Origin of the sequence: Staphylococcus caeli (assembly GCF_900097965.1) — a bacterium.
Lineage (GTDB): Bacteria > Bacillota > Bacilli > Staphylococcales > Staphylococcaceae > Staphylococcus > Staphylococcus caeli.
The window spans coordinates 25,927-49,067 of record NZ_FMPG01000006.1 but is presented as its reverse complement, the minus strand read 5'-3'; the positions used below and the strand labels follow the sequence as shown (position 1 = coordinate 49,067).

Annotated in this window: 22 protein-coding genes and 1 pseudogene; 1 reads left to right on the top strand and 22 read right to left on the bottom strand. The window is 33.4% G+C overall.

What is annotated here, in order from left to right; translation table 11 throughout:
- Positions 1-19: 19 nt before the first annotated feature.
- The 20 genes from BJS11_RS08010 to cmk all read right to left on the bottom strand — a co-directional run bounded on the left by BJS11_RS08010 (position 20) and on the right by cmk (position 19,141).
- The gene (locus BJS11_RS08010; protein WP_069996064.1) at positions 20-991 is read right to left on the bottom strand and encodes a biotin--[acetyl-CoA-carboxylase] ligase; all 972 of its coding nucleotides are present in this window, start codon (positions 989-991) and stop codon (positions 20-22) included.
- Positions 978-2,183 (bottom strand): CCA tRNA nucleotidyltransferase, encoded by a 1,206-nt coding sequence (locus BJS11_RS08005; RefSeq protein ID WP_069996063.1) that lies wholly within the window; start codon positions 2,181-2,183, stop codon positions 978-980. Before BJS11_RS08005 ends, BJS11_RS08010 begins: the two co-directional genes overlap by 14 nt.
- The gene (gene bshA / locus BJS11_RS08000) at positions 2,176-3,324 is read right to left on the bottom strand and encodes an N-acetyl-alpha-D-glucosaminyl L-malate synthase BshA (protein ID WP_069996062.1); all 1,149 of its coding nucleotides are present in this window, start codon (positions 3,322-3,324) and stop codon (positions 2,176-2,178) included. The genes BJS11_RS08005 and bshA overlap by 8 nt, the downstream gene beginning before the upstream one ends.
- A 33-nt stretch (positions 3,325-3,357) precedes the next feature.
- A complete protein-coding gene (locus BJS11_RS07995) occupies positions 3,358-3,675 on the bottom strand; it encodes a nucleotide pyrophosphohydrolase (RefSeq protein ID WP_069996061.1) in 318 nt (105 codons plus the stop codon).
- Between the two features lie 210 nt (positions 3,676-3,885).
- A complete protein-coding gene (locus BJS11_RS07990) occupies positions 3,886-4,581 on the bottom strand; it encodes a zinc metallopeptidase (RefSeq protein WP_069996060.1) in 696 nt (231 codons plus the stop codon).
- 39 nt (positions 4,582-4,620) lie between these two features.
- The gene (locus tag BJS11_RS07985; protein WP_069996059.1) at positions 4,621-5,220 is read right to left on the bottom strand and encodes a DUF1405 domain-containing protein; all 600 of its coding nucleotides are present in this window, start codon (positions 5,218-5,220) and stop codon (positions 4,621-4,623) included.
- A gap of 4 nt (positions 5,221-5,224) precedes the next feature.
- Positions 5,225-5,785: a YpiB family protein gene (locus BJS11_RS07980; RefSeq protein WP_069996058.1), complete on the bottom strand. Its 561-nt coding sequence runs from the start codon at positions 5,783-5,785 to the stop codon at positions 5,225-5,227.
- A gap of 18 nt (positions 5,786-5,803) precedes the next feature.
- Positions 5,804-7,051 (bottom strand): tetratricopeptide repeat protein, encoded by a 1,248-nt coding sequence (locus BJS11_RS07975; RefSeq protein ID WP_069996057.1) that lies wholly within the window; start codon positions 7,049-7,051, stop codon positions 5,804-5,806.
- 4 nt (positions 7,052-7,055) lie between these two features.
- Complete coding sequence (gene aroA / locus BJS11_RS07970) at positions 7,056-8,354, bottom strand: 3-phosphoshikimate 1-carboxyvinyltransferase (RefSeq protein WP_069996056.1); 1,299 nt, start codon at positions 8,352-8,354, stop codon at positions 7,056-7,058.
- A gap of 12 nt (positions 8,355-8,366) precedes the next feature.
- Positions 8,367-9,434 (bottom strand): 3-dehydroquinate synthase, encoded by a 1,068-nt coding sequence (aroB, locus tag BJS11_RS07965; protein ID WP_069996055.1) that lies wholly within the window; start codon positions 9,432-9,434, stop codon positions 8,367-8,369.
- A 36-nt stretch (positions 9,435-9,470) separates the two neighbouring features.
- Positions 9,471-10,637 (bottom strand): chorismate synthase, encoded by a 1,167-nt coding sequence (gene aroC / locus BJS11_RS07960; protein WP_069996054.1) that lies wholly within the window; start codon positions 10,635-10,637, stop codon positions 9,471-9,473.
- A 285-nt stretch (positions 10,638-10,922) separates the two neighbouring features.
- Positions 10,923-11,372: a nucleoside-diphosphate kinase gene (gene ndk / locus BJS11_RS07955; RefSeq protein WP_069996053.1), complete on the bottom strand. Its 450-nt coding sequence runs from the start codon at positions 11,370-11,372 to the stop codon at positions 10,923-10,925.
- A gap of 153 nt (positions 11,373-11,525) precedes the next feature.
- Positions 11,526-12,479 carry a polyprenyl synthetase family protein gene (locus BJS11_RS07950; protein WP_180365221.1) on the bottom strand — a complete coding sequence of 318 codons (954 nt, stop codon included), beginning with the start codon at positions 12,477-12,479 and terminating at the stop codon, positions 11,526-11,528.
- 25 nt (positions 12,480-12,504) lie between these two features.
- The gene (locus BJS11_RS07945; RefSeq protein ID WP_069996051.1) at positions 12,505-13,206 is read right to left on the bottom strand and encodes a demethylmenaquinone methyltransferase; all 702 of its coding nucleotides are present in this window, start codon (positions 13,204-13,206) and stop codon (positions 12,505-12,507) included.
- Positions 13,196-13,780: a heptaprenyl pyrophosphate synthase subunit A gene (locus tag BJS11_RS07940; RefSeq protein WP_069996050.1), complete on the bottom strand. Its 585-nt coding sequence runs from the start codon at positions 13,778-13,780 to the stop codon at positions 13,196-13,198. The genes BJS11_RS07945 and BJS11_RS07940 overlap by 11 nt, the downstream gene beginning before the upstream one ends.
- A 291-nt stretch (positions 13,781-14,071) precedes the next feature.
- Positions 14,072-14,344, bottom strand: coding sequence for a non-specific DNA-binding protein Hbs (gene hbs, locus BJS11_RS07935; RefSeq protein ID WP_002483248.1), 273 nt, complete (start codon positions 14,342-14,344; stop codon positions 14,072-14,074).
- A 167-nt stretch (positions 14,345-14,511) separates the two neighbouring features.
- Complete coding sequence (locus BJS11_RS07930; RefSeq protein WP_069996049.1) at positions 14,512-15,510, bottom strand: NAD(P)H-dependent glycerol-3-phosphate dehydrogenase; 999 nt, start codon at positions 15,508-15,510, stop codon at positions 14,512-14,514.
- 17 nt (positions 15,511-15,527) lie between these two features.
- Complete coding sequence (der, locus tag BJS11_RS07925; protein ID WP_069996048.1) at positions 15,528-16,838, bottom strand: ribosome biogenesis GTPase Der; 1,311 nt, start codon at positions 16,836-16,838, stop codon at positions 15,528-15,530.
- A gap of 180 nt (positions 16,839-17,018) precedes the next feature.
- A complete protein-coding gene (rpsA, locus tag BJS11_RS07920; protein WP_069996047.1) occupies positions 17,019-18,200 on the bottom strand; it encodes a 30S ribosomal protein S1 in 1,182 nt (393 codons plus the stop codon).
- A gap of 281 nt (positions 18,201-18,481) precedes the next feature.
- On the bottom strand, positions 18,482-19,141 hold the full coding sequence (gene cmk / locus BJS11_RS07915) for a (d)CMP kinase (RefSeq protein WP_069996046.1): 660 nt from the start codon (positions 19,139-19,141) through the stop codon (positions 18,482-18,484).
- Positions 19,142-19,219: 78 nt separating this feature from the next.
- Between cmk and BJS11_RS07910 the strand changes: the two are divergent.
- Positions 19,220-20,188: pseudogene (locus tag BJS11_RS07910) on the top strand (asparaginase).
- 119 nt (positions 20,189-20,307) lie between these two features.
- Here BJS11_RS07910 and ypdA read toward each other — a convergent pair.
- Both ypdA and ebpS read right to left on the bottom strand, forming a co-directional pair.
- Entirely contained in the window at positions 20,308-21,294 is a 987-nt protein-coding gene (gene ypdA / locus BJS11_RS07905) for a bacillithiol disulfide reductase YpdA (protein ID WP_069996045.1), read from the bottom strand.
- 201 nt (positions 21,295-21,495) lie between these two features.
- Positions 21,496-23,013, bottom strand: coding sequence for an elastin-binding protein EbpS (gene ebpS, locus BJS11_RS07900; protein ID WP_245167113.1), 1,518 nt, complete (start codon positions 23,011-23,013; stop codon positions 21,496-21,498).
- Positions 23,014-23,141 lie beyond the last annotated feature (128 nt).

Here is a 23,141-nt window from a genome sequence, read left to right as displayed (position 1 = left end):
CTCCTTTCATTTAAAATTTTTAAATTTCTATATCGGCACTCATTAACTGATGCTGTTGATTATGCTCATCTCGAACGATTAAAAAGCCATTTTGGTCAATATCCATGGCCTCACCTTTAAATTGGATTCCATTTTCAGTGAATTTTAATTGTTTATGCCATATGTTTGATGCTGCTATATATTCTTCTCGAATCGCCGAGAAAGGTTCGTTTAGAAATTGTGCATAACGATATTCAATATGCTGTAACAATGTTTTTAAAAACGCATATCGATCAACTTTGTCATTGTTATGTATACGAATACTTGTTGCTTTTTCAGCTAATTCACCACTGAAATCTTTAGCTGTTTGATTCATATTGATACCAATACCACAGATTACGGCTTCTATGCCATCGCTATTGGCAACCATTTCAGTTAAAAAACCACAGACTTTACGTTGATTGATATAAATGTCATTTGGCCATTTAACGCAAACTGTTTCTTTACTAAAGGTTTGGATGGCATCACGTATACCTAATGCCATAAATAAATTGAATTTTGTAATCATATCAAATGGCACATTTGGACGTAAAACGAGAGACATCCATAACCCTTTGCCTTTGATTGATGACCAAGGTCTGTTAAATCGACCTTTTCCTTTAGTTTGCTCGTCACTAAGTATTAAAAAGCTGTCATTGTTGCCCACCAATTTTTGTTTGGCATGTAATTGTGTAGAATCAATATTTTCAAATACTTCGATGTGATCAAACAATTTCTGTGATTGGAGTGTTGGCAATACAATACCACTGTACCATTTATCTGGCAATTGAATTAAGCGATGTCCTTTATGGTTAATAGAATCGATTTGACACCCTTCAGTTTTGAGCTGATCAATCACTTTTTTGACCGCTGTTCTTGAAATAGAAAGTTGTTCCGCAATAAATTGACCAGATATATATTCTGGTTCATACTGGTACAACATATAAACTACTGCTTTACTATATTTGGACATGCGCCTTCACCCACTTTATCAAATCCGGTTTTAAGTTTTGAACATCACCAGCTATAATTGCACATTCAATAGCACGTAACGTATCTTTCAACCATGGTCCGCTTTTTTTATTTGTTATTTCTAATATGTCTTTACCGTTAATGTCCATTTCACCACGACTTGAAATGGGTAATTGATCTGCTATATTTGATATGGCTATTTCGTTTAAAATGAGTGGCGATAATTGAGCGATATTATTTTCAGCTAATGTTTGCGTATAAGATAACATATTTAATATATCTTTTTTACCGTAATCATAAACAAATAATTTTAATTGTGCTTTTGTATAGATTTGCTTGCTATCATTTATCAACTGTTCTAGAGTTACCACTTCTTTTTTATCACGATTACTTATTTTTAGTGCAGTTATTTTTGCATCAACATCTGGTTGTTGTACTTTTAACATTGCTATGAATAATGTAAATGTCATAGGTATATCAATTGAAAAAGAATCCAAATCATAATCTCTGAAAAATGGTATATGTTCAAATGCTTTCAATTGCTTTAAAGTTATGAAGGCCTCATCAACATAATTTCCAGCTATTAGTTTTTCCAACTCTACCACGACGCGTTCTATGGATAAATGTTTAATATCGGCTATATGCGTTAACATTGCTTTATATGTATGTGGCTCTAGTTGGAAGCCTAGTTGTGATTGAAAACGCAATCCTCTAATGATACGCAATGCATCCTCGTTAAAGCGCTCATCTGGTTGCCCGACTGTGCGAATGATTTTATGCGAAATATCATTTTGACCGTCAAAATAATCATGGATTTGATAATTATCGTCCATAGCAATGGCGTTCATAGTAAAATCTCTGCGTTTAACATCTTCATACAAGTCTCTGACAAAATAAACTTCATTTGGTCTTCTATGATCATCATACTCACCTTCAGCTCTAAAGGTCGTGACTTCATATTGATCATGTTGATAAACAACATTGATTGTGCCATGTTCTCTACCAATGGGAATCGTCTTTTCAAAAATTGATTCTATTTCATCGGGTGTGGCACTGGTTGTAATATCTATGTCGTGAATAGACTTATTCATTAAATAGTCACGCACTGAACCACCCACGAAGTATGCTTGAAAGCCATGTATCTGTAATGTTTGTATTATAGGCTTTGCCTTTTCAAATAATGAATTAGTCATTGTTACCCTCTAACATTTGTTTGTAGTAGTATTCATATTCATCAGTGATTAAGTCTGAAGCAAAACGTTCAGCTACGTCTTCGAGCATGCGCGCTTGCATTTGTTTGTAACGTTCTGGATTTGTTAATAATAGAATTGCATAGTCACTTGCAGCATGACTATCACCTATGTCTACAATATATCCTGTTTCTTCATGTTTGATAACTTCTTTGATTCCACCTGCAGTTGATCCGATTGGCACTACTCCGGATTTCATTGCTTCAAGTAAAGTTAATCCAAAACTTTCTTTTTCACTTAGTAATAATACTAAATCTGAAATTTGATAAAACGCACTAACCCAATTTTGTTTACCTAAAAATAGTACATGGTCTTCTAAATCTAGTTGACGAGCCTTTTCCTTCATTGCCATTAATTCTGGTCCATCACCAAGTAGGATTAGCTTAGAAGGAATCGATTGATGTACTTTAGCAAATGTATCAATGATAGTGTCTATACGTTTAACAGTTCTAAAGTTAGAAACGTGGATGAGTACCTTTTCATCAGCTTTAATACCATAACAATCTTTAAGTTGTTGATCACTTTGTGTAGGCACTTCTGGTTTCGTTGGAAATTCTTTTTCTCTTACAAAATTATAAATTGGAACTATGGGTTTGTCAGTTTCTATAATATCGTATGTTTGCTGTGCAAGTGACTGACTCACGCTTGTAACAACATCACTACCATCAATACCAAATTTAATGGCATTTTTTAATGAATGATCGTAACCAAGTACAGTAATGTCAGTACCGTGTAATGTAGTCATGATTTTTATATCTTTTTTTGACATATGTTTTGCTAAAATTCCACAAACTGCATGTGGCACAGCATAATGCATATGTAATAAATCTAAATCATATTCATTGATGACTTCTGCAATTTTTGTACTTAAAGTAATATCATATGGTGGGTATTGAAATACTGCATATTGATTTACTTCGACTTGATGGAAAGTCATATTTGGTAATGGTTTACGTATTCTAAAAGGGATATTGGAAGTGATAAAATGAATATCATGTCCACGTTCTGCTAATTTAATCCCTAGCTCAGTAGCTATAATACCTGATCCACCCATCGATGGATAACAAGTGATGCCTATTTTCATAAGGTAGAACATCCTTTCTCTATCTTAAATCTTCTATTTACGTTCAAATCGATGTTTATCCCTTGTATTAAATTTTTGCATAGTTTCATCAAAACTTTCAGTTAAATCAATATCTAGTGAATTCGCTATACACATTAATACAAATAAATTGTCACCTAATTCTGCTTTGATTGTATTTTCAGCTTCAGAAGCTTTTTTCTTCTTTTCTCCATGGTAATGATTAATCTCTCTTGAAAGTTCGCCCACTTCTTCAGTTAAGCGTGCCAAGTTTGCTAAAGGTGAAAAGTAACCTGCTTTAAACTGACCAATATAGTTATCCACTTCTATTTGCATCTCTTTCATAGACTTCATCATATACGCCTCTCATTCTTAACGTTTTCTAATATAGTATAGACTAATTTTAGGTTTCATGCATTATTCCTGCAACAGTTAAGGCTTATAGTTATAACTAAATAAACTAAAATTTTTAAAAAGTATTATCACTAAAATAATCGGAATAAGTATATGCTTAATATAAAGAAAAACCCAAACTTCTATAGGAAGTTTGGGTTTTACAAATAATTAATCACTTGATCTTGCGATAAGAATAAATCTTGCAAGTTCTGCTAATGCAACTGCAGTTGATGCAACATATGTCATTGCAGCAGCTGTTAAGACTTTTTTAGCGTGTCTGTATTCTTTTTCGTTAACAATATTTAAATTCTGGATCTGTTTCATTGCTCTACTACTTGCATTAAATTCTACAGGAAGTGTAACAATTGAGAATAGTACTGCGAATGACATAAATGCAATACCTATCCATAATGCTGTAGAACCTAAAGTACTTTGTAAGCTCGTTAATATGATACCAGCAAATACTGCTAAGTAACCAATTGAGCTACCAATGTTTGCAAGAGGTACTAATGATGTTCTGAATCTCAAGAAGAAATAGCCTTGTGCATGTTGAATCGCGTGACCTACTTCGTGAGCAGCAATTGCAGTTCCTGCAACTGATGGTCTACTAAAGTTAGCTGGTGATAATACGAGCACTTTCTTTCTAGGGTCATAATGGTCTGTTAAGAAACCTTGTCCTTCTACTACATCAACATCATAAATGCCGTTTGCATGGAGTATTTCTAAGGCAACTTCTTGACCAGTCTTACCACTTGTGGATCTAACCTGTGAATACTTTTCATAATTTGATTTAACTTTATGCTGTGCCCAAAGCGGTAACACCATTAAAATAACAAAGTATATAATCATATAAATAAAAGACAAAAACCTCACTCCTTTATAAACATTTTACTGTGTACATCATTAGTGGTCAAATATTTTAGCCTTTTTAAATTGAGTTAAACTTAAATAAAGAATTAACGGAATCACACTTAGCCAAAAAGCTAAATATGCCACACCTGCAAGATGACTAGCAATGAAATCATAATATGGATACTGCATAAAAATATAGTCAATCACATCATTATGGAATACCCAAATCATCGCAATGACAAAACCAACAATAGATATTTTAAATCTAGGATAGAATACGAAAGCTTCAATCGCCATAATGCCATGTGAGAGAATCAGCATGCATCCCGCAATTGTTATCTGGTCATACTCAATAAAGAGCAAGATATTCATAATAACGGCCCATACACCATATTTTATAAGCGTAACAAAAGCGAGCGCTTCTATAATAGGTATTTGCTTTCCTATAATATAGGAAAGTAGTGCAATACATAAAAACAATGAAGCAGTTGGACTATCGGGTACAAAAATTTTAAATTGTAAATCTGTTGCATCTAATTGGCTTCCATACCAAAGATATCCATAAATAGTACCTATTAAATTACAAATAAGTAAAAAATATAACATACCTTTATGGTGAATCATTAAATGCCAAAGTGTTTTTATATTCATATCGTCAATCCTTCGATGGTGAATTCATATTTCTTAACTCAAATGTATTTAGTATTTGACTGAGTTGATAAAATAATGCCCTATCTTGCATTTGCAAACTCAAATCAATATTATCGCGTAAATGTGCAACAATAGATGATTCACTTTGCTTAGATAATGGCATGCTATAAATATCGTGCATATAAACAGCGTAGTAAGGTGATTGAAGTAATTGTTGTATCAGTAAATCATCTAATTTAGGCTCTCTATCAAGTGTGGTATCAAAATAGATTTTTATATCAATTGCTTGGTGGTGTTGTGCAATATAATTAAATATTTTGTTACTATTCACGAGTTGGCTATCAGATAACGTCAATTTAATTGCGGGTTGTTCAGTATTTGACGTAGCTAATTCTAGGGTGTTGTGTTGTGCGATAGGCTCATCGATAAAATGGACTTGTTGTAATAAATCTGGCGAGGACTTTAGTAAATTCAAAATCCACACACTAATTCTAGATTTAAAAGTATAGCGAAACAATAAATATTCAATAAAGGTAGCTTTTGACTGAACTAACGTTTCAGACATGCCGTGCACCATCCTTCATTAGAAAGATTGTAATCTTTCTGTCTCATCGTGCCAAATTTCATTTGTTGGTTCTAAAGTTAATAATTGGTTCAAAATAGATTGAGCTTGTTGAATTTCACCAATTTCGACTAAATAGAAATAATAATCACTTAAAAAAGCGGCTTGAGATTGTAATGTAGTATAGGCGAGTTCAAAGAAATGCTGAGCTTCTTTATCACGTTCTTGTTGACCTAATGCAAATGCAAGATGCCACATGAATACAGGATCTAGATCTTCTTCATCTACATATTGTAACAATCCAATGAGTGCTTCATAGTCTTCTTCTTGTCTATAAAAATCACTTAGTATGAGTAACGGTTCTTGGTATGCATTGTCTACTTCGAGCGCTTGTAGCAATAATTGTACCCCTTCATTAGCGTCACCATGTTCGATTTGAATTGCGCCTGTTGAAGCCATAAGTTCTTTATAAAATTGTGTGAGTCTAAGTCCCTCTTTACCAATTTCAATGGCGTCTGCATGATTGTGCTCATTTTCATATAATTGCTGTAGATAAAAATAAGCTTGAAGAAAATCTGGATCTTTAGATAATAAAGTTTGTACTAATTTTATTGCTTCTTGAGTTAACTCATTTTTCTCATATGCAATAGCTTTTTTGAAATAATCCTCAGAATCCATTTCATCTTCGCTGATTTCATCAAACATTTTTATTGCATCGCTATAATTTCCACTTTGTAAACTACAGTCAGCTAAGCGTGAAAATAGATTTACACCATTGACTTCATATTCACCAGTTTCTAATACCGTTTCGTATTCAGACGTAGCACGTAAATATTGACCGTCGAAGTATAATAACTCTGCTAATGCATAGTGTATGATTGGATCATTTGGCTCAATATCAATGGCTTCATCGAGTTTACTAATTGCTACTTCAAGCATATTAAGTTGTTGATATAAATCCGCTTCTAACATTAAGCGTTCAGTTGATATTTCAACCTCACTTAAATATTCTAGTGCTTCATCGGTATGGTTTTCAGCCATAAGTCCTTCAATGAAATATATTAATAATTCACTTTCATCTGGATACTTATGGTAAAGCGTACGGAACACTTCTAAACCTTGAGGCATTAAACCATAGTTATATAATGTTTCACCTAAAATAAATAATGCATCATCTTTTGGAGAACTCAATGCATCATTTACACGTGTGTCTAGGTTATCTAATTTTTGTAAGTTGATATCATCTATTAGTTTATAGATATCTTCCATACCTTTATCCCTCTTTTTCTAATTGTTTTAACTTGGATAAAAATCCAGGGAATGAAACATTGACTGCGTCGAATTGTTCAATCGTTAATGTATCGTTAGTCAGTAATGATGCGATTGCAAGCATCATACCGATACGGTGATCTGTAAAGCTATTTACAGTAGCTGTTTGTTCTAATGCAGAAGGATGTATAATCAACCCATCATTCGTCGGTTGTAACGTAAATCCTAATAAATTCAACATGTTTGCTGTTGTATCTATACGATTTGTTTCTTTTACTTTTAATTCTTCTGCATCTTTAACAATACTAGTACCGTTGGCTTGTGTACACAAAAGTGCAATAATTGGAATCTCATCAATTGCTTTAGGTACCAAATCTCCGCCAATATGAATCGGTTTCATATTAGGTGAATATTGCACACGAACTGACGCAGTTGGTTCAGGACCATCTGTTTCATTAAAAATTGTAATGTGGCCTTCCATCTGTTTTACGATATCAATAATACCTGAACGAGTATGGTTGATGCCAACATTGTGTATTGTAATATCGCTGTTCGGCGTAATCAAGCCTCCAACTATAAAATATGCAGCTGAAGAGATATCGCCTGGTACATGGAAATCAGTTGGTTGAATATGTTCAATACCACGTTGAGGCATTTCAATGGACTGATTGGTTGTTGTTATAGGAATATTAAAATGTTTAAACATCGTTTCAGTATGATTTCTGGTTGTATCTAACTCTTTAATATAAGTCGGCTCATTTGCAAATAAGCTAGCAAATAAAATCGCACTCTTGACTTGTGCGCTTGCGACTTCCATTTCATAAGTTATTCCTTTTACTTGTGCGGGTCTAATGATTAATGGTGTGTAATTGTTATTGATTCCACTAATATCTGCTTGCATTTGTGTTAAAGGTTTCATGATTCTGTCCATAGGTCTTTTACCTATAGATTTATCTCCAGATAATACAGTTTCTATACCAAGTCCGCATAATAAGCCGGCAACCAATCGCGTAGTTGTGCCTGAATTACCTGTATAAAGTACTTGGTGTGGCGTTTGGAAGTGTTTATATCCCGGTGAATCAATTTCTATTTTGTCTTCATATACATGAATTTGTACGCCTAACAATCTGAATATTTCTACAGTGCGTAGACAGTCTTCACCTAATAGTGGCTTATAAATTGTTGACTTACCAGTTGCTAAAGAACTCAGCATGATTGCTCTATGTGTCATAGATTTGTCGCCAGGAACTTCTATTTCTCCGATTAATGGACCATGTATGTCGATTGTTTTACTGTTTACCATGAGATTAGACACCTACTTTTCAAAATATGTGATAAATATATCAAAAGCTTGGACTAATGTAGCTTTTGATATATGTTGGACAGTTGCTTTACCTATTTCTTCTAACAATACCATTTGCACGCCGTCTTGATCGTTCTTTTTGTCTTTTAACATTAATTGGTATAAGGATTCAAAATTAAATTTTTGCACCACATCAAAGGGGTAATTTAATGCTTTTAGATATGACGTATAATGATTGATATCATAATTCGTATCCAACGTTAAATTAGATACGATGAATTGAAAAATAATTCCTAGCATAACGGCGTGACCGTGAGGGATTTTAAATTGATATTCAACAGCGTGACCAAAAGTATGTCCTAAATTAAGGAATTTTCGAATATTTGATTCTTTTTCATCTTGAACAATAATATTTAATTTCGTTTCTATGCCTTTATATAAATAATATTCTATATCTGTTAAATGCTTGAGTGTTTTTTCATTTGAATAATGTGCTTCAATGTTTGTAACGGATGATGGACCGTTTAGCAACGCATGTTTATATACTTCTGCATAGCCACTCAATATTTCTGAATAAGGTAATGTTTTTAAAAAGTTCAAATCGTAAATCACAGCTTTTGGTCGATGAAATGCACCAATTAAATTCTTACCATGTTTCGAATTTATACCTACTTTGCCACCAACACTGGAATCATGCGCAAGTATTGTTGTAGGAACTTGAATGAAATCTACACCTCTTAACAATGTAGCTGCTAGAAAGCCAGTGAAATCACCAGTCGCACCACCACCAATTGATATCAAGCAAGTGTTACGTGTTAGCTGCTTACTAAGTAGCAATTCTATCGTTTCTTCATAGAAAGATAATGTTTTCGTGGTTTCACCTGATGGTATGATAAATTTATAAGCATCATGTTCAGAAGTAATGAAATCAATCGTTTCATGCCATATTTGATTCACCTGAGCATCGACAAAAAGTACGATATCTTGATAATGATTGATATATTGATGTAAATGGTCTAGAGCCTGATGTTCTACAATGATGGGATAGTTATTCGCCCTATAAGTTGTTTCTAATTTCATTTAATCACCTAGCTATTTATAAATTTAAAATTATATTTAGTATTCTATGTTCAATAAGCGGCGTTCTTTAATTTGCGCTTGAAGTTGTTCGATATGGTTACATTGGAATTCTTCAAGTAATGCTTTCGCTAACTCAAATGCAACTACATTTTCAACTACAACACTTGCAGCAGGTACAGCACAACTATCAGAACGCTCAATAGACGCTTTGAATGGTTCTTTAGTGTTGATATCGACTGAGTTTAAAGGTTTATAAAGTGTCGGGATTGGTTTCATTACGCCATTAACTACAATTGGCATACCATTCGACATACCACCTTCAAAACCACCTAAATGATTTGAACCTCTATAATATCCTTGAGTTGAGTCATATAGAATTTCGTCTTGTATTTCGCTACCTGGTTTTTCTGCTGCCTTGAAACCTTCACCAAAGCTCACACCTTTAAAGGCATTAATGCTGACTACACCTTGTGCAATTCTGCCATCGAGTTTACGATCATAATGAACATAACTGCCAATACCAACCGGTACGCCTTCTATAATTGTTTGTACAACGCCACCAATAGTATCGCCTGCCTTTTTAGCTTCATCAATCTTATCACGCATAGCTTGTGCGATTTCATCATTAACAACACGCACATCATTTTTATCTATATTAGATTTAATTGTTTCAAGGTCATATTCGATATCATCTTTGATACCACCAATTTCTACTACTCTACTATAAAATTCAATGTCTAATTGTTTTAGTAAAATTTTTGAAACAGCACCAACTGCTACACGTGCAGCAGTTTCTCTTGCAGATGAACGCTCTAAAACATTTCTTAAATCTCTATGATTATATTTCATGCCTCCGACTAAGTCGGCATGACCAGGACGTGGTTTTGTTATAACACGTTTCATATTTTCTTGATCTTCATCACTGATTGGATCTGCACCCATAATATTTTTCCAATGAGTAAAATCATCATTCGTAACAATCAATGTAATTGGGCTACCTAAAGTATAACCATTTCTAACTCCCGAAACGATTTCTACAGCATCTTTTTCGATTTGCATACGTCTACCACGACCATAACCACCTTGACGTTTAAACATTTCTTCGTTGATATCAGCGACGTTAATCTCTAAATTTGCCGGAACACCTTCTATTATTACTGTTAGTTGTGGTCCATGTGACTCACCAGAAGTTAAATATCTCATACTTTATCCGCTCCATTCTTTAGCACTTTAAATTAATATATGTTCTATATCTTAACATATTCAATTGTTCAAATTAACAGAAAATTTAAAAATGAGTTATATATCTATCATTTTATGTTAGTTTACTATTTTATCAGTGTAACATTTGTACTTTTTTTATTATATTAAACTATTCGTTTTAGTGCTAAAATTCTTCTGTTTATTTGTTAGGTAAATGGAATAAAGCTAAAAAGCCGATTGAATGATCATCATTCAATCGGCTTTTTAATTTGAGTTTTCATATTATTATTCGTATAACCAAGCTTCGCGTGATTCTTTATAATCACTTAATTCTTCTGGTTTGAACCAAAGATTGATTTCTTTTTCAGCAGAAGCTACTGAATCAGAACCGTGTATAATATTTCTTCCTACTGTTAAACCGAGATCGCCTCTAATTGTACCTGGCGTAGCCTCAGATGGATTTGTTTTACCAATGATATGACGAGACACATGAACTGCATCTTCACCTTCAACTACCATTGCAAATACTGGTGCCGAAGTAATAAAGCTAATTAAATGCTTATAAAAAGGTTTATCTGTATGTTCTGCATAATGTGCTTCAGCAAGTGATTGTGGTACAGTCATAAATTTACCGCCAACTAATTTAAGACCTTTTCTTTCGATACGTGAAATAATTTCTCCAATTAAATTTCTTTGTACCGCATCTGGTTTAATCATTAGAAATGTTCTTTCCATCTTGTGTAAATCCCCCTGTTTGTTATGTATCGATGTACTTACCTTTACATCAGCAGATAAGTAATCAATTAAGATTCATAATAAAAAATATGTTTTGAATTACATTAATATATTAACAGGTTATTAAAGCGCTTTCAATGTTTTTCACACAACTTACACATTTCTTTTCCCAACTTTTTTTATCAACTTTTTAAAGAGAGGTTTGGAGTCCTCATTTTCCAATTTATCAATCAAACGTAATGCTTTTTCAAGGTATCTATCACTTATTTCTTGTGATTGTTGTATTGATTCTGAATTTTGAATTTGTCGGATACAGGATTCAAATGATTCTCTACTACTATTTGGATTAAGTTGCTCTATTTGCTTTTTAAATGACTCATTTTGACGCATTTCTAAAAGTACAGGTAAAGTTAAGTGCCCATTCATTAAGTCACTACCGACTGGTTTACCTAGTTTCTTTTCAGTACTTGTAAAATCTAAAATATCATCAACAATTTGGAAACTCATACCAATGTAATGTCCTATCATCTTTAAATTATGTACTGTTTTAGCATCGGCACCAGATGTAATTGCACCAACTTCAGTTGATAATTGAATAAGTAAGGCTGTTTTACGATTAATTCTGCGCAAATAATTTGTGATCGTTTGCGCAGAATTAAATTGATCTTGAAATTGATATAGTTCGCCGCGACATACTTCAACAATTGCACTAGAAATGACAGAATGTACATGGTTTGCCTCGATATTTGATATATGTTCCAAACCACGTGCCAATAAAAAATTACCAGTGAGTATCGCGGTATGCTGATCCCACTTTTTCGCAATTGTTAAACGACCTCTGCGTTTATCACTTTTATCAATAACATCATCATGTACTAAGGTCGCCATATGAATTAATTCAAGGGCAACTGCAACTCGATAAACATCGTCATTCATAGATTTACCAAACTGACTACTTAATATTACAAAGGCTGGTCTAACGCGTTTACCACCTGAAGAAAATAAATGATATGAAGCAGCTTCAAGTACACTATCGTTACTTTTTATAGACTGCTCTAATTGTTTTTCAATTTTTTTGATTTCACTATTCATATTTAACTTTGCCACGCTAATCACCTTTGGTTGATTCATTTTATTTATAGCCAAGGTGCATTGCTGCAACGCCACCTGTAAAGCTACGTACTTTGATATTACTGAAACCAGCTTGAGTAAATAATCGTTTTAATTTTTCTTTGTCCGGAAAATCAAATGTTGATTGTTGTAACCATTCATATTCATCTTTTGATTTAGCAAATATTTTACCGAAAATTGGCATAACAAACTTAAAATAAAGTTTATAACATTGTTTGAAAACAGGTGTAGTTGGTTGACTTGTTTCAAGACAAACGACCATGCCTCCTGGTTTCAGTACCCTATTTAATTCTTTGAGTGTTGCAAGGTAATCAGGTACATTTCTTAATCCGAAACCAATCGTAACATAATCAAATTCATTGTCTTCAAAAGGTAAGTTCATTGCATCGCCATGAACAAGTTGTATGTTATGCATGTCTGATGTCTTTTGCTTTCCAACTTCTAACATATTTTCACTGAAGTCTATACCTATTACTTCGCCTGTAGATCCAACAGCTTTGCTAAGTGAAATTGTCCAATCTGCTGTACCACAACATACATCTAAAGCTTTACTACCAGGTTTAACGTTCATTTCTTTCATTACACGTTTTCTCCAAGTTTTATGTTGCTCAAAACTAATGATGTTATTTAATCTATCATATTTTCCTGAAATATTTTGGAAAACGTTATGTACTTGTTCTTTTTTTGCATTATTATCTGCCATGTTCATTACCTCTTTTTAAGTGTATTTCAGTATTAACTTTGTTTGAAAATGAATTCAATTTTTCGTTAGAATAGTGTTTCAAATATGCAGGATGGTGCTCAGTTATATTTTTCAATAATGTAGCATTAATTTCTGTTTGATTTGAAACAGATGCAAAATGATTAATTGTAATCAGTGGAAAGGTATTTTCGATTTTTAATATATATTCGTCTAGTTTATCATCACTTAAAACACCTTGATGAATAGATGATTTCATTTCATTGATTGTCACAATGGCTGAACTTATCAATTGTTGATAAACTGGATCATTTAATTTGGCCAAAATTGTATAAAAATGTGCGCTCAACAAGTCGCCAATTAAAATAGATTTCTTTGACGAAAGAGAAGTTGTAACTTCATCTAAATGTCGCATCGCAGTATCTATAGTGAGGCAAGCTAATTTAGCTTCTTGAGGAATATCATAAGAATCAAGAATTTGTGCTAGCGCTTTATTGATATATATTGATTCATAATAATCCACATCGTGGAGTCGATCTATTATTTGTGTTTCTAATATGCTAAATGTCGTTTCCATGTTCACACCTCACGTTATTATCCATATACATATTAACATTATATGAGGAAAATTAAAATCAACGAAAATCAATGTTCTAAATATTTATGTAAAATGACTAAAAACAATGGATTGTATCGTATATATATGAATATCATTATATTTGTATGTTATTTTAGCTTGAATGCACATTACGCAAGTTTGATACATTAAACCTAGCTTTGCATACAGCTAATTGTAAATATATGTTTATGTAAAGTTTTTTATAAAAAGAAAAAGCCCCTATAAAAGGGCTTTACTGTAAGTAAAGAATTATTTTACTGCATCTTTTAAAGCTTTACCAGCTTTGAATGCTGGAACTTTGCTTGCAGGGATATCAATTTCTTTACCAGTTTGAGGGTTACGGCCTTTACGAGCAGCACGTTCGCGTACTTCGAAGTTACCGAATCCAATTAATTGTACTTTTTCACCTTTAGAAAGTGATGATTGAATTGATTCGAATACTGCATCTACAGCTAAACCAGCTTCTTTTTTAGTTAAGTCAGCTTGCTCTGCAACAGCATTGATTAAATCTGTTTTGTTCATTATGAATTCACCTCCCCTAGGGTTTATAATGATACTTTATATCATTATGCTATGACTTTAACACAACGAATACTGCTACTGCAATGATTTATGTGCAAAAAACGTTGAAATAATAGGATTTTAATTACAAATTGTTATTATTTCTTTGAAAAGTGTAATACTTCCTACTATTCTGCTTTTTTGCCACGTCCCATTAAATCTTTAACGCTTTCATCAACAGGTCTATTTTCAAATAAAACTTTATAGAGTGCTGACGTAATTGGCATATCCACATCAACTTCTTTTGCTAAATGATAAACAGATTTAGTAGTATATACACCTTCAACAACCATATTCATTTCATTCAATGCAGTATCTAACGATTTACCTTCGCCAAGTTTAAATCCTAATGTGTAATTTCTTGAGTGCGTAGACGTACACGTTACAATTAAATCGCCAATACCACCTAAACCTAAAAATGTAATAGGATCTGCACCTAATTTTTCACCTAAGCGGCTAATTTCTGCCAAACCTCTAGTCATTAATGCAGCTTTAGCATTATCTCCAAAGCCCATACCTGAAATCACACCACTCGCTACAGCAATAATATTTTTGAGTGCACCACCTAATTCAACACCTACTAAATCTTCATTTGTGTAGACGCGCAAATAATCATTCATAAATAAATCCTGAGTTAATTTACGAACATCTGCTGATATAGATGAAGCTGCTACTGTTGTAGGTTGTTTGATAACTACTTCTTCAGCGTGACTTGGTCCTGATAACACGCCGATACCTGCATTATGTTCAGGTGAAATAGAATCCTCTAGTAATTCTGATACACGTTTATAGGTCTCGTTCTCGATACCTTTTGCAACATGTATAAACGTTTTCGGAGATGTTAGTAATGCATCGATAGATGTTGATACTTCGCGCATGGCTTTTGTTGGGAGAGCCATTAAATAGATATCTGAGAATCTAGCTGCATTTTCTAAATCGAGTGTAGCTTCTATTGAAGTATGCAAATGAGCGTCTTTTAAATATTTACTATTCATATGCTGTTCGTTAATTTCATTAATGGTTTGTTCGTTTTTACCCCACATTAAAACTTGATGCCCGTTTTCGGCTAATACATTTGCTAATGCCGTACCGAAACTACCTGTTCCAAAGACAGTTATTTTAGACATTGTATCCCCTCCGTTAATTAATTTCTTTTTCTTGCTATGATATGCACGGGTGTACCTTCAAAGCCAAATGCCGCTCTAATTTGATTTTCGAGATAACGTTTATAAGAAAAATGCATTAATTCAACATCATTTACAAAGACAATAAATGTTGGTGGTTCGATAGCCACTTGAGTTGCATAGAATACGTTAAGACGTCGTCCTTTATCAGTTGGAGTCGGGTTCATAGATATTGCATCAGTAATAACTTCGTTTAAAGTAGAACTTTGAACACGTTTTTTATGATTTTCACTCGCTTCTTTAATATATGGAAAAAGTGTTCTAAGTCGTTGTTTTTCTTTGGCAGAAACAAAGGCAATTTCAGCATAATCTAAGAATTGGAACTCTTTACGTACTTCATCTTTGAATTTCTTCATTGTATTTGTTTCTTTATCTACAGTATCCCATTTATTTACAACAATAACGATTGCTTTACCTTCTTCATGTGCATAACCTGCAACACGTTTATCTTGTTCTATAATACCTTGTTCAGCATCAATGACAACTAAAATAACATTAGATCTTTCTATCGCTTTTAATGCACGTAATACAGAGTATTTTTCAGTGTTTTCATAGACTTTCCCCTTTTTACGCATACCGGCAGTATCTATTAAGACATAATCTTGATCATCATAACTATATTCTGTATCTACTGCATCACGTGTTGTTCCTGCTACATTAGATACAATTACACGGTCTTCTCCCAAGATTGCATTGACCAAACTGGATTTCCCAACATTTGGACGTCCAATAATAGATAAACGAATAGTGTCTTCATCGTATGGGTCTGGTTCTTCGGCTTTAAAATGTTTTACAACTGCATCTAATAAATCACCAAGTCCTAAACCATGTGAGCCAGAAATAGGATAAGGATCTCCAAATCCTAATGCATAAAAATCATAAATTTCATTTCTCATTTCCGGATTATCAACTTTGTTTACTGCTAAAACAACAGGCTTCTTAGATTTGTATAACATTTGGGCAACCATTTCGTCGCTTTGTGTTAGCCCTTCTCTTACATTTACCATGAAAATAATCACATCAGCTTCGTCTATTGCGACTTCTGCCTGCGCTCTAATTTGTGTTTGAAATGGTGCATCTCCTACTTCTATGCCACCTGTATCAATAATATTAAAATCATGTGTTAACCATTCGCCGGATGAATAAATTCTGTCACGAGTCACACCTGGTGTATCTTCGACAATTGATACACGTTCACCTACGACTCTATTAAAAATTGTGGATTTGCCTACATTTGGCCTACCTACAATCGCTACTATAGGTTTAGTCATAACTAACTTCCTCTCTTATATAATCTCTATAATTCTATCATAAGGTGTAGATAAATAAAAAGAAATATTAAATCATTATAGAGTACGTTTAGCGTGTAGACATATTGCTACACAAAAAAAGAAATCCTGCCCTATTTGGAAATTAGGACAAGATTTAAATTTGAGTCACACTATTGCAAATTAGAATTTAAAGTCTTTAAGTTTATCTCCGAAGACATCGCCTAAAGTAGGATTATCTTCATCATCTGCACTATTATCTAAATATGATTGTGTTGTTTCACTATCACTTTCGATAACATTTTCATTAGGAATCGTTGCTTTGATTGATAATGAAATACGTTCGTTATCAACATCAACACCTAATACTTTCACACTGACTTTATCGCCAGGTGTCAATGCTTCACTTGGTGAACCAATATGTGAATGGCTGATTTCTGAAATGTGAACTAAACCTTGAACGCCTGGCTTAATTTCAACAAACGCACCGAAATTTGCAAGTCTAACAACTGTACCCTCGATGACATCACCTTCATTAAATTCACCTTTGATAGATTCAAAAGGACTTGGCAATGTATCTTTAATTGATAAAGAAATACGTTCAGTGTCTTTATCGACAGATTTAATTTTCACTTTCACGCTTTCACCAATTGTCACAACGTCTTCAGGTGATTTAACGTGCTCATGAGACAATTCAGAAACATGCACTAGTCCGTCAACACCACCAATATCAACAAATGCACCAAAGTTAGTCAAACGTGCAATTTTACCTTCAATTACATCTCCTTCATTAAGTGATGATAACAATTCCTCTTTTTTTGCAGCATTTTCTACTGCTTCTACAGCTTTACGGCTAAGAATGACACGATTGTTTGCAGGGTCTAATTCTTCAACTTTTAGTTTGAGAACTTGCCCTTCAAAATCAGAGAAATCTTCAATGAAATCTGTAGAAATTAATGAAGCTGGTACAAAACCTCTTTGACCAACGTCCACTACTAATCCGCCCTTAACGACTTCCGTCACTTTGGCTTCGATTGTTTGGTTATTATCTAATTGTTCTTGTAAAAACTCATATGATTTTTCAGTTTCAAGTTGACGTTTAGATAAAATATAAGCACCAGTCTCATTTTCTTCGTCATATTCAACTTTTGTTACATATGCACCAATCTCGTCACCAACTTTGACAGCATCACTTGGATTTTCGATATGATGCGTAGAAAGTTGACTAATAGGGATAATGCCGTTAAATTTTGCACCATTAACAGCAACAATTACTTGTTTATCTTCAATTGTTTGAACTTCACCAGTAACTTTATCCCCTTCTTTAATATCATTAATCATTGATTCGTTGAATTCTTCAGTCATCTTGTCTGCCTCCTTATTACACTACATACTAATAACATCTTATAATCTGACAGAATTGTCAAGAAATTCCACTTTAATATAGAAGTTCACATTTTAATTGTTAAAAAGTTGTAAAATAGGCATTTTTAACTAACAATAACTTTAAAATTTTAACCTGAATTTTACAATCTTCTATATTTTACTATGTTATAAAACGACCATATGTCATATACCCATTTAGTAGCTCATGTAATCATTTTACACAAAACGGGTTTAAAGGAATTGGTTGCGATTATACAAAACTATGAGATATCAGACACTAAAGATAATATTTCTTCAGTAACTTCTTCTATACTTTTACCAGTTGTATCAATTGTAACTGCATCATCCGCTTTTTTTAATGGCGAAATTTCACGATTCATGTCGTAATGATCCCTATCAGCGATTTCTTGCTTAAGTTGTTCAACATTGGACTCGATACCACGTTCTTCATTATCTTTTTGCCTTCTAATAGCACGTTCTTCAACTGAAGCAATCATATATACTTTTAAATCTGCATCAGGTAGTACTACAGTTCCAATATCTCTACCATCCATAACAATACCTTTTTGCGCTGCTAATTCTTTTTGTTTTTTTACAGCAAAGGTACGCACAGGTTCTTTCGAAGCAACATAAGAAACATTACTTGTTACGTTGTTTTCTCTTAGATAGTCCGTTACATCTTGGTTATCTAAAATTACTCTTTGACCTTTAGTTTCGTCATAAGTGAGTGATAGCTCTGATGTGTCGATTAATTGGTTAAAGTCTTCTGTTTTTTGCTTTTGTAAATATTTATAAGTAATTGCACGATACATTGCGCCAGTATCTACATATATCATAGATAATTTTGCGGCAATTAATTTTGCGATAGTACTTTTACCTGCTGCAGCAGGTCCATCTAGTGCGATATTAATTCGTTTCATTTTGGTAACCCTTCCTTGTTGTTTTATGAATAATATTTTATCATAAATATGTATATTATAAATAGGAGGAATGCATACATGAAAAATGTTCTCGTGATACATACCGGTGGAACGATTAGTATGTCACAAGATGAATCTAATAAAGTGGTTACGAATTAGGATAATCCGATATCTAACCATCAAGATGTAATTGCGCGATATGCAAACGTGACTGAAATGACACCTTTTAATGTACCATCGCCACATATGAATATAGAATATGTGGAAAAATTGAAAGCTATTATAGAAAATGCTGCCACTACATATGATGGTTTTGTCATTACACATGGTACAGACACTTTAGAGGAAACTGCGTATTTATTAGATTTGACTTTAAGTATATCAAAGCCTGTAACAATAACTGGCGCGATGCGTTCCTCAAATGAAATTGGTTCAGATGGTTTATATAATTTTATTTCAGCAATTAGAGTAGCTACAAGCGATGAATCAAAAGATATGGGTGTCATGGTCGTATTTAACGATGAGATACATACTGCACGTAATGTCACAAAGACACATACTTCAAATACAAATACGTTCCAAAGCCCAAACCATGGTCCACTTGGTGTTGTCACTAAAAATAGCGTTCAATTTCACCACAAGCCATATGAACACTTGATTTTGGATAAAATTGACCATAATTTAAACATTCCATTAATCAAAGCATATATGGGTATGAATAGTGATGTATTAGCTTTCCATAGTGAAAATAATGTAGATGGAATTATTATTGAAGCATTGGGTCAGGGTAACCTACCACCTACTTGTCTTGAAGGTTTAGAAAAATGTTTGGATAAAAAGATACCAATTGTATTAGTATCAAGATCGTTTAATGGTATTGTTGGACCAATATATGCGTATGAAGGTGGCGGTGTAACATTAGCAGAACAAGGTGTTATATTCTCAAATGGATTGAATGGACCTAAAGCAAGATTAAAATTATTAGTTGGATTGAGTAATCAACTTTCTTCTGAACGATTAAAAAATTATTTTGAAGCACAATTGTAGAACTATTAATGTTATAAAAATTTTAATTGAAAATATGCAAAAGCGGCTGCGACACGTTTGTGTTGCAGCCGCTTTTGAATTTTGAATGCATTGTTCGTTTGTTTAAAATAGCAATGGAATTAAGATTCTAATGGTGTTTGCTTTTTAGAAAGAATATTTTGCGTAATAATTCCGCCATGATATTTACCATTTTCAATAAATATTGTATTTGCATCATTACCAGCAGCAATGACACCGGCGATATAACAGTTTTCTATATTTGTTTCGTACGTTTCTTTATTGTGAACTGGTGCTGTACCAAATTCATTTTGATTTATCTCAATACCAATTGATTGTAAAAAATCATAGTCAGGATGATAGCCAATCATTGCAAATACATAGTCATTTGGAATCTCATGGGTTTCTCCATTTTGTTCATAGTATACACTGTCTTCAGTGATTTTTGTTACATTGGCATTAAATGCCATATTTATTTTTTCGTGTCTAACTAAAGATTCGAAATTGGGTAATATCCATGGTTTAATTGCTTTCGGATAATCACTACCACGGTAAATTACAGTTACGTTTGCACCGGCTTTTTCTAATTCTAAAGCAGCATCTACCGCTGAGTTCTTCCCGCCGATAATTGTGATATTTTGATCAAAATACGGGTGTGCTTCTTTAAAATAATGCATAACTTTTGGTAGTTCTGCTCCTTCCACTTCAAGGTTATTATGTTGGCCATAATATCCTGTTGCCACTGTTAAAAATCGACATTGATAGACATCTTTTGTTGTTGTAATCGTAAAACGATTATTAATTTTTTTAACTGTGAGGACTTCTTCAAAGGCATTTATACGTAATTGATGATGTTTTACGACTGCTCTATAATACACTAAGGCTTGGTTTCTGTGCGGTTTACTCTCTTCTACTATAAATGGAATATCCCCAATACTTAATTTATCACTAGATGAAAAAAATGTTTGATGTGTAGGATAGTTAAAAATGGCATCGACAACATTACCTTTTTCAATAACTAATGTATCTATTCCTTTTTTCTTCTGCTCAATGGCAGCACTTAATCCACAAGGACCGCCACCGATAATTATACTTTCAACTGTTTGCATGTTTACTTCGTCCTCCTTTTACCACTCATACATTATACCAATAGTTTTTCAAAAACCAAGTGAAAGAATTTGAAATATTTATTACAAATTATGCTAAATCGAATTGAATAGATCTACCTTAGTTTTATAAATTAAAAACGCCTCTATCCATGATGTGGACAAAGGCGTTTTTAGCGTTTGTTTTGATTAAAATATTAATGCTTATTGTGGAATTACAAGGCGTTGACCATTATGAATGTCGTTTCCTTGAATATTATTTGCTTTTCTAATTTTTTCAACGTTTTCAGGTGTACCTTCACCATAGTATTGAATCGCAATTCTATATAAATTTTGACCATTTACTACATGTGTTTGTTGACCTGAATTATTGTTTGTTGATTGACCATTTTGTTGATTATTATTTGTTGTACCTTGTGATTGATCGGCAGTACCATTCTGACTATTGGCTTGGTTGCCTTGTTGTGTTTGGGCATTTTGTTGGTTTTGAGCATTTTGATCTTGATTACTGCTTGATTGATCTTGCTCATCGCTGTTAGATTGTTCAGAGTTAGCATTGTCAGAATTACTGTTCTCATCTGAAGATTTATCTTTATCTTCGTCTTTAGCTTTATCTTCTTTAGATTTGTCATCCGCTGCTTTTTTATCTTTGTCTGAGTTTTTGTCTTTATTGTCAGCTACTTGTTTATCATCATTTTGTTTACTGTCGTCGTTGTTGCCAGTTAGTGCCATACCACCGAAGATACCGATAGCAGCTAAGATAAGCACAGCAGCGATGATTGGTAGTAATTTACCTAATAAGCCACCTTTTTTCTTATTATTATGTTCATCATCATGATTGTGATGATTATTTGAGTGATTACCGTTACTATTTACATTGCTACCACTTGATTTAGCGTGGGCAGCAGCGCCCGTTCCTGCTGCAGCGGCACCACCAGCTACGGCAGCACCTTTTTTCTTACTACCTTTATTGTCTTGATGTTTATCTTTTATATTGTCGTTGTTGTTAGCGTGATCATCGTGTTTGTTGTCTTTATGTTTACCAGCAGCATATGCACCTGCACCAGCTGCGGCAGCACCTCCAGCAATAGCAGCACCTTTTTTCTTAGAGCCATGCTTTTTGTCATCATCATTATTATGTTTTGATTCTTCATGTTGTGAATGCTTATCATCTTTTAAGTCTGAGTCTGTATGCGTTTGGTCTTTACTGTTATGTTTACCAGCAGCATAAGCACCAGCGCCTGCTGCGGCAGTACCACCTGCAATAGCAGCACCTTTTTTCTTATTGCCATTGTCATGTTTAGATTCATGCTCTACATTGCTTTGTTGTTCATATTTGTTAGTGTTTGATTTAGAACCATCATGATTTATATTATTATTTTGTGAAGGATCCTTAGAATCACTCGTCTGTTGTGAGTCTAAGTCTGAATTGTCGTTATGACGTGAATCATGATCTAGCGCGTCGTCCTCGTTTCTTTCTTGATGTTGCGTTTGATTTGATGTTTCGTCTTCTCTTTGGTTTGTTGCAGTATCTCTTCTACGTTGTCTACGCTGTGCATTTCTTGGTGGGAATTGTTCGTCTGTTTTATCAGATACTTCCTCTTTCACATTGTCAACTGAATCGTTAACTGAATCCTTGGTATTGTCTTGATGTTCTTTTGGATCAATGGATTGACGATTTTTCTCAAAATCATCTTTAAAATTGTTGTTAGACAAATTCATCATCCTTCCTTTTTTATTTAAGTATATACTGTTTTACCCTAAAAGAATGTAAATATGTATATTTTTTTGAGAGAAATTACTCTCAATCAACTGTATACATCGTATTATAGCTTGATTGAAAATATTTA

Coding starts and splice junctions, on each gene's coding strand:
- BJS11_RS08010 (WP_069996064.1), bottom strand. CDS start 991: ATGTCCAAATATAGTAAAGCAGTAGTTTATATGTTGTACCAGTATGAA.
- BJS11_RS08005 (WP_069996063.1), bottom strand. CDS start 2,183: ATGACTAATTCATTATTTGAAAAGGCAAAGCCTATAATACAAACATTA.
- bshA (WP_069996062.1), bottom strand. CDS start 3,324: ATGAAAATAGGCATCACTTGTTATCCATCGATGGGTGGATCAGGTATT.
- BJS11_RS07995 (WP_069996061.1), bottom strand. CDS start 3,675: ATGAAGTCTATGAAAGAGATGCAAATAGAAGTGGATAACTATATTGGT.
- BJS11_RS07985 (WP_069996059.1), bottom strand. CDS start 5,220: ATGAATATAAAAACACTTTGGCATTTAATGATTCACCATAAAGGTATG.
- BJS11_RS07980 (WP_069996058.1), bottom strand. CDS start 5,785: ATGTCTGAAACGTTAGTTCAGTCAAAAGCTACCTTTATTGAATATTTA.
- BJS11_RS07975 (WP_069996057.1), bottom strand. CDS start 7,051: ATGGAAGATATCTATAAACTAATAGATGATATCAACTTACAAAAATTA.
- aroA (WP_069996056.1), bottom strand. CDS start 8,354: ATGGTAAACAGTAAAACAATCGACATACATGGTCCATTAATCGGAGAA.
- aroB (WP_069996055.1), bottom strand. CDS start 9,434: ATGAAATTAGAAACAACTTATAGGGCGAATAACTATCCCATCATTGTA.
- aroC (WP_069996054.1), bottom strand. CDS start 10,637: ATGAGATATTTAACTTCTGGTGAGTCACATGGACCACAACTAACAGTA.
- ndk (WP_069996053.1), bottom strand. CDS start 11,372: ATGGAAAGAACATTTCTAATGATTAAACCAGATGCGGTACAAAGAAAT.
- BJS11_RS07945 (WP_069996051.1), bottom strand. CDS start 13,206: ATGGCAGATAATAATGCAAAAAAAGAACAAGTACATAACGTTTTCCAA.
- BJS11_RS07940 (WP_069996050.1), bottom strand. CDS start 13,780: ATGGAAACGACATTTAGCATATTAGAAACACAAATAATAGATCGACTC.
- hbs (WP_002483248.1), bottom strand. CDS start 14,344: ATGAACAAAACAGATTTAATCAATGCTGTTGCAGAGCAAGCTGACTTA.
- BJS11_RS07930 (WP_069996049.1), bottom strand. CDS start 15,510: ATGTCTAAAATAACTGTCTTTGGAACAGGTAGTTTCGGTACGGCATTA.
- der (WP_069996048.1), bottom strand. CDS start 16,838: ATGACTAAACCTATAGTAGCGATTGTAGGTAGGCCAAATGTAGGCAAA.
- rpsA (WP_069996047.1), bottom strand. CDS start 18,200: ATGACTGAAGAATTCAACGAATCAATGATTAATGATATTAAAGAAGGG.
- cmk (WP_069996046.1), bottom strand. CDS start 19,141: ATGAAACGAATTAATATCGCACTAGATGGACCTGCTGCAGCAGGTAAA.
- ypdA (WP_069996045.1), bottom strand. CDS start 21,294: ATGCAAACAGTTGAAAGTATAATTATCGGTGGCGGTCCTTGTGGATTA.
- ebpS (WP_245167113.1), bottom strand. CDS start 23,013: ATGAATTTGTCTAACAACAATTTTAAAGATGATTTTGAGAAAAATCGT.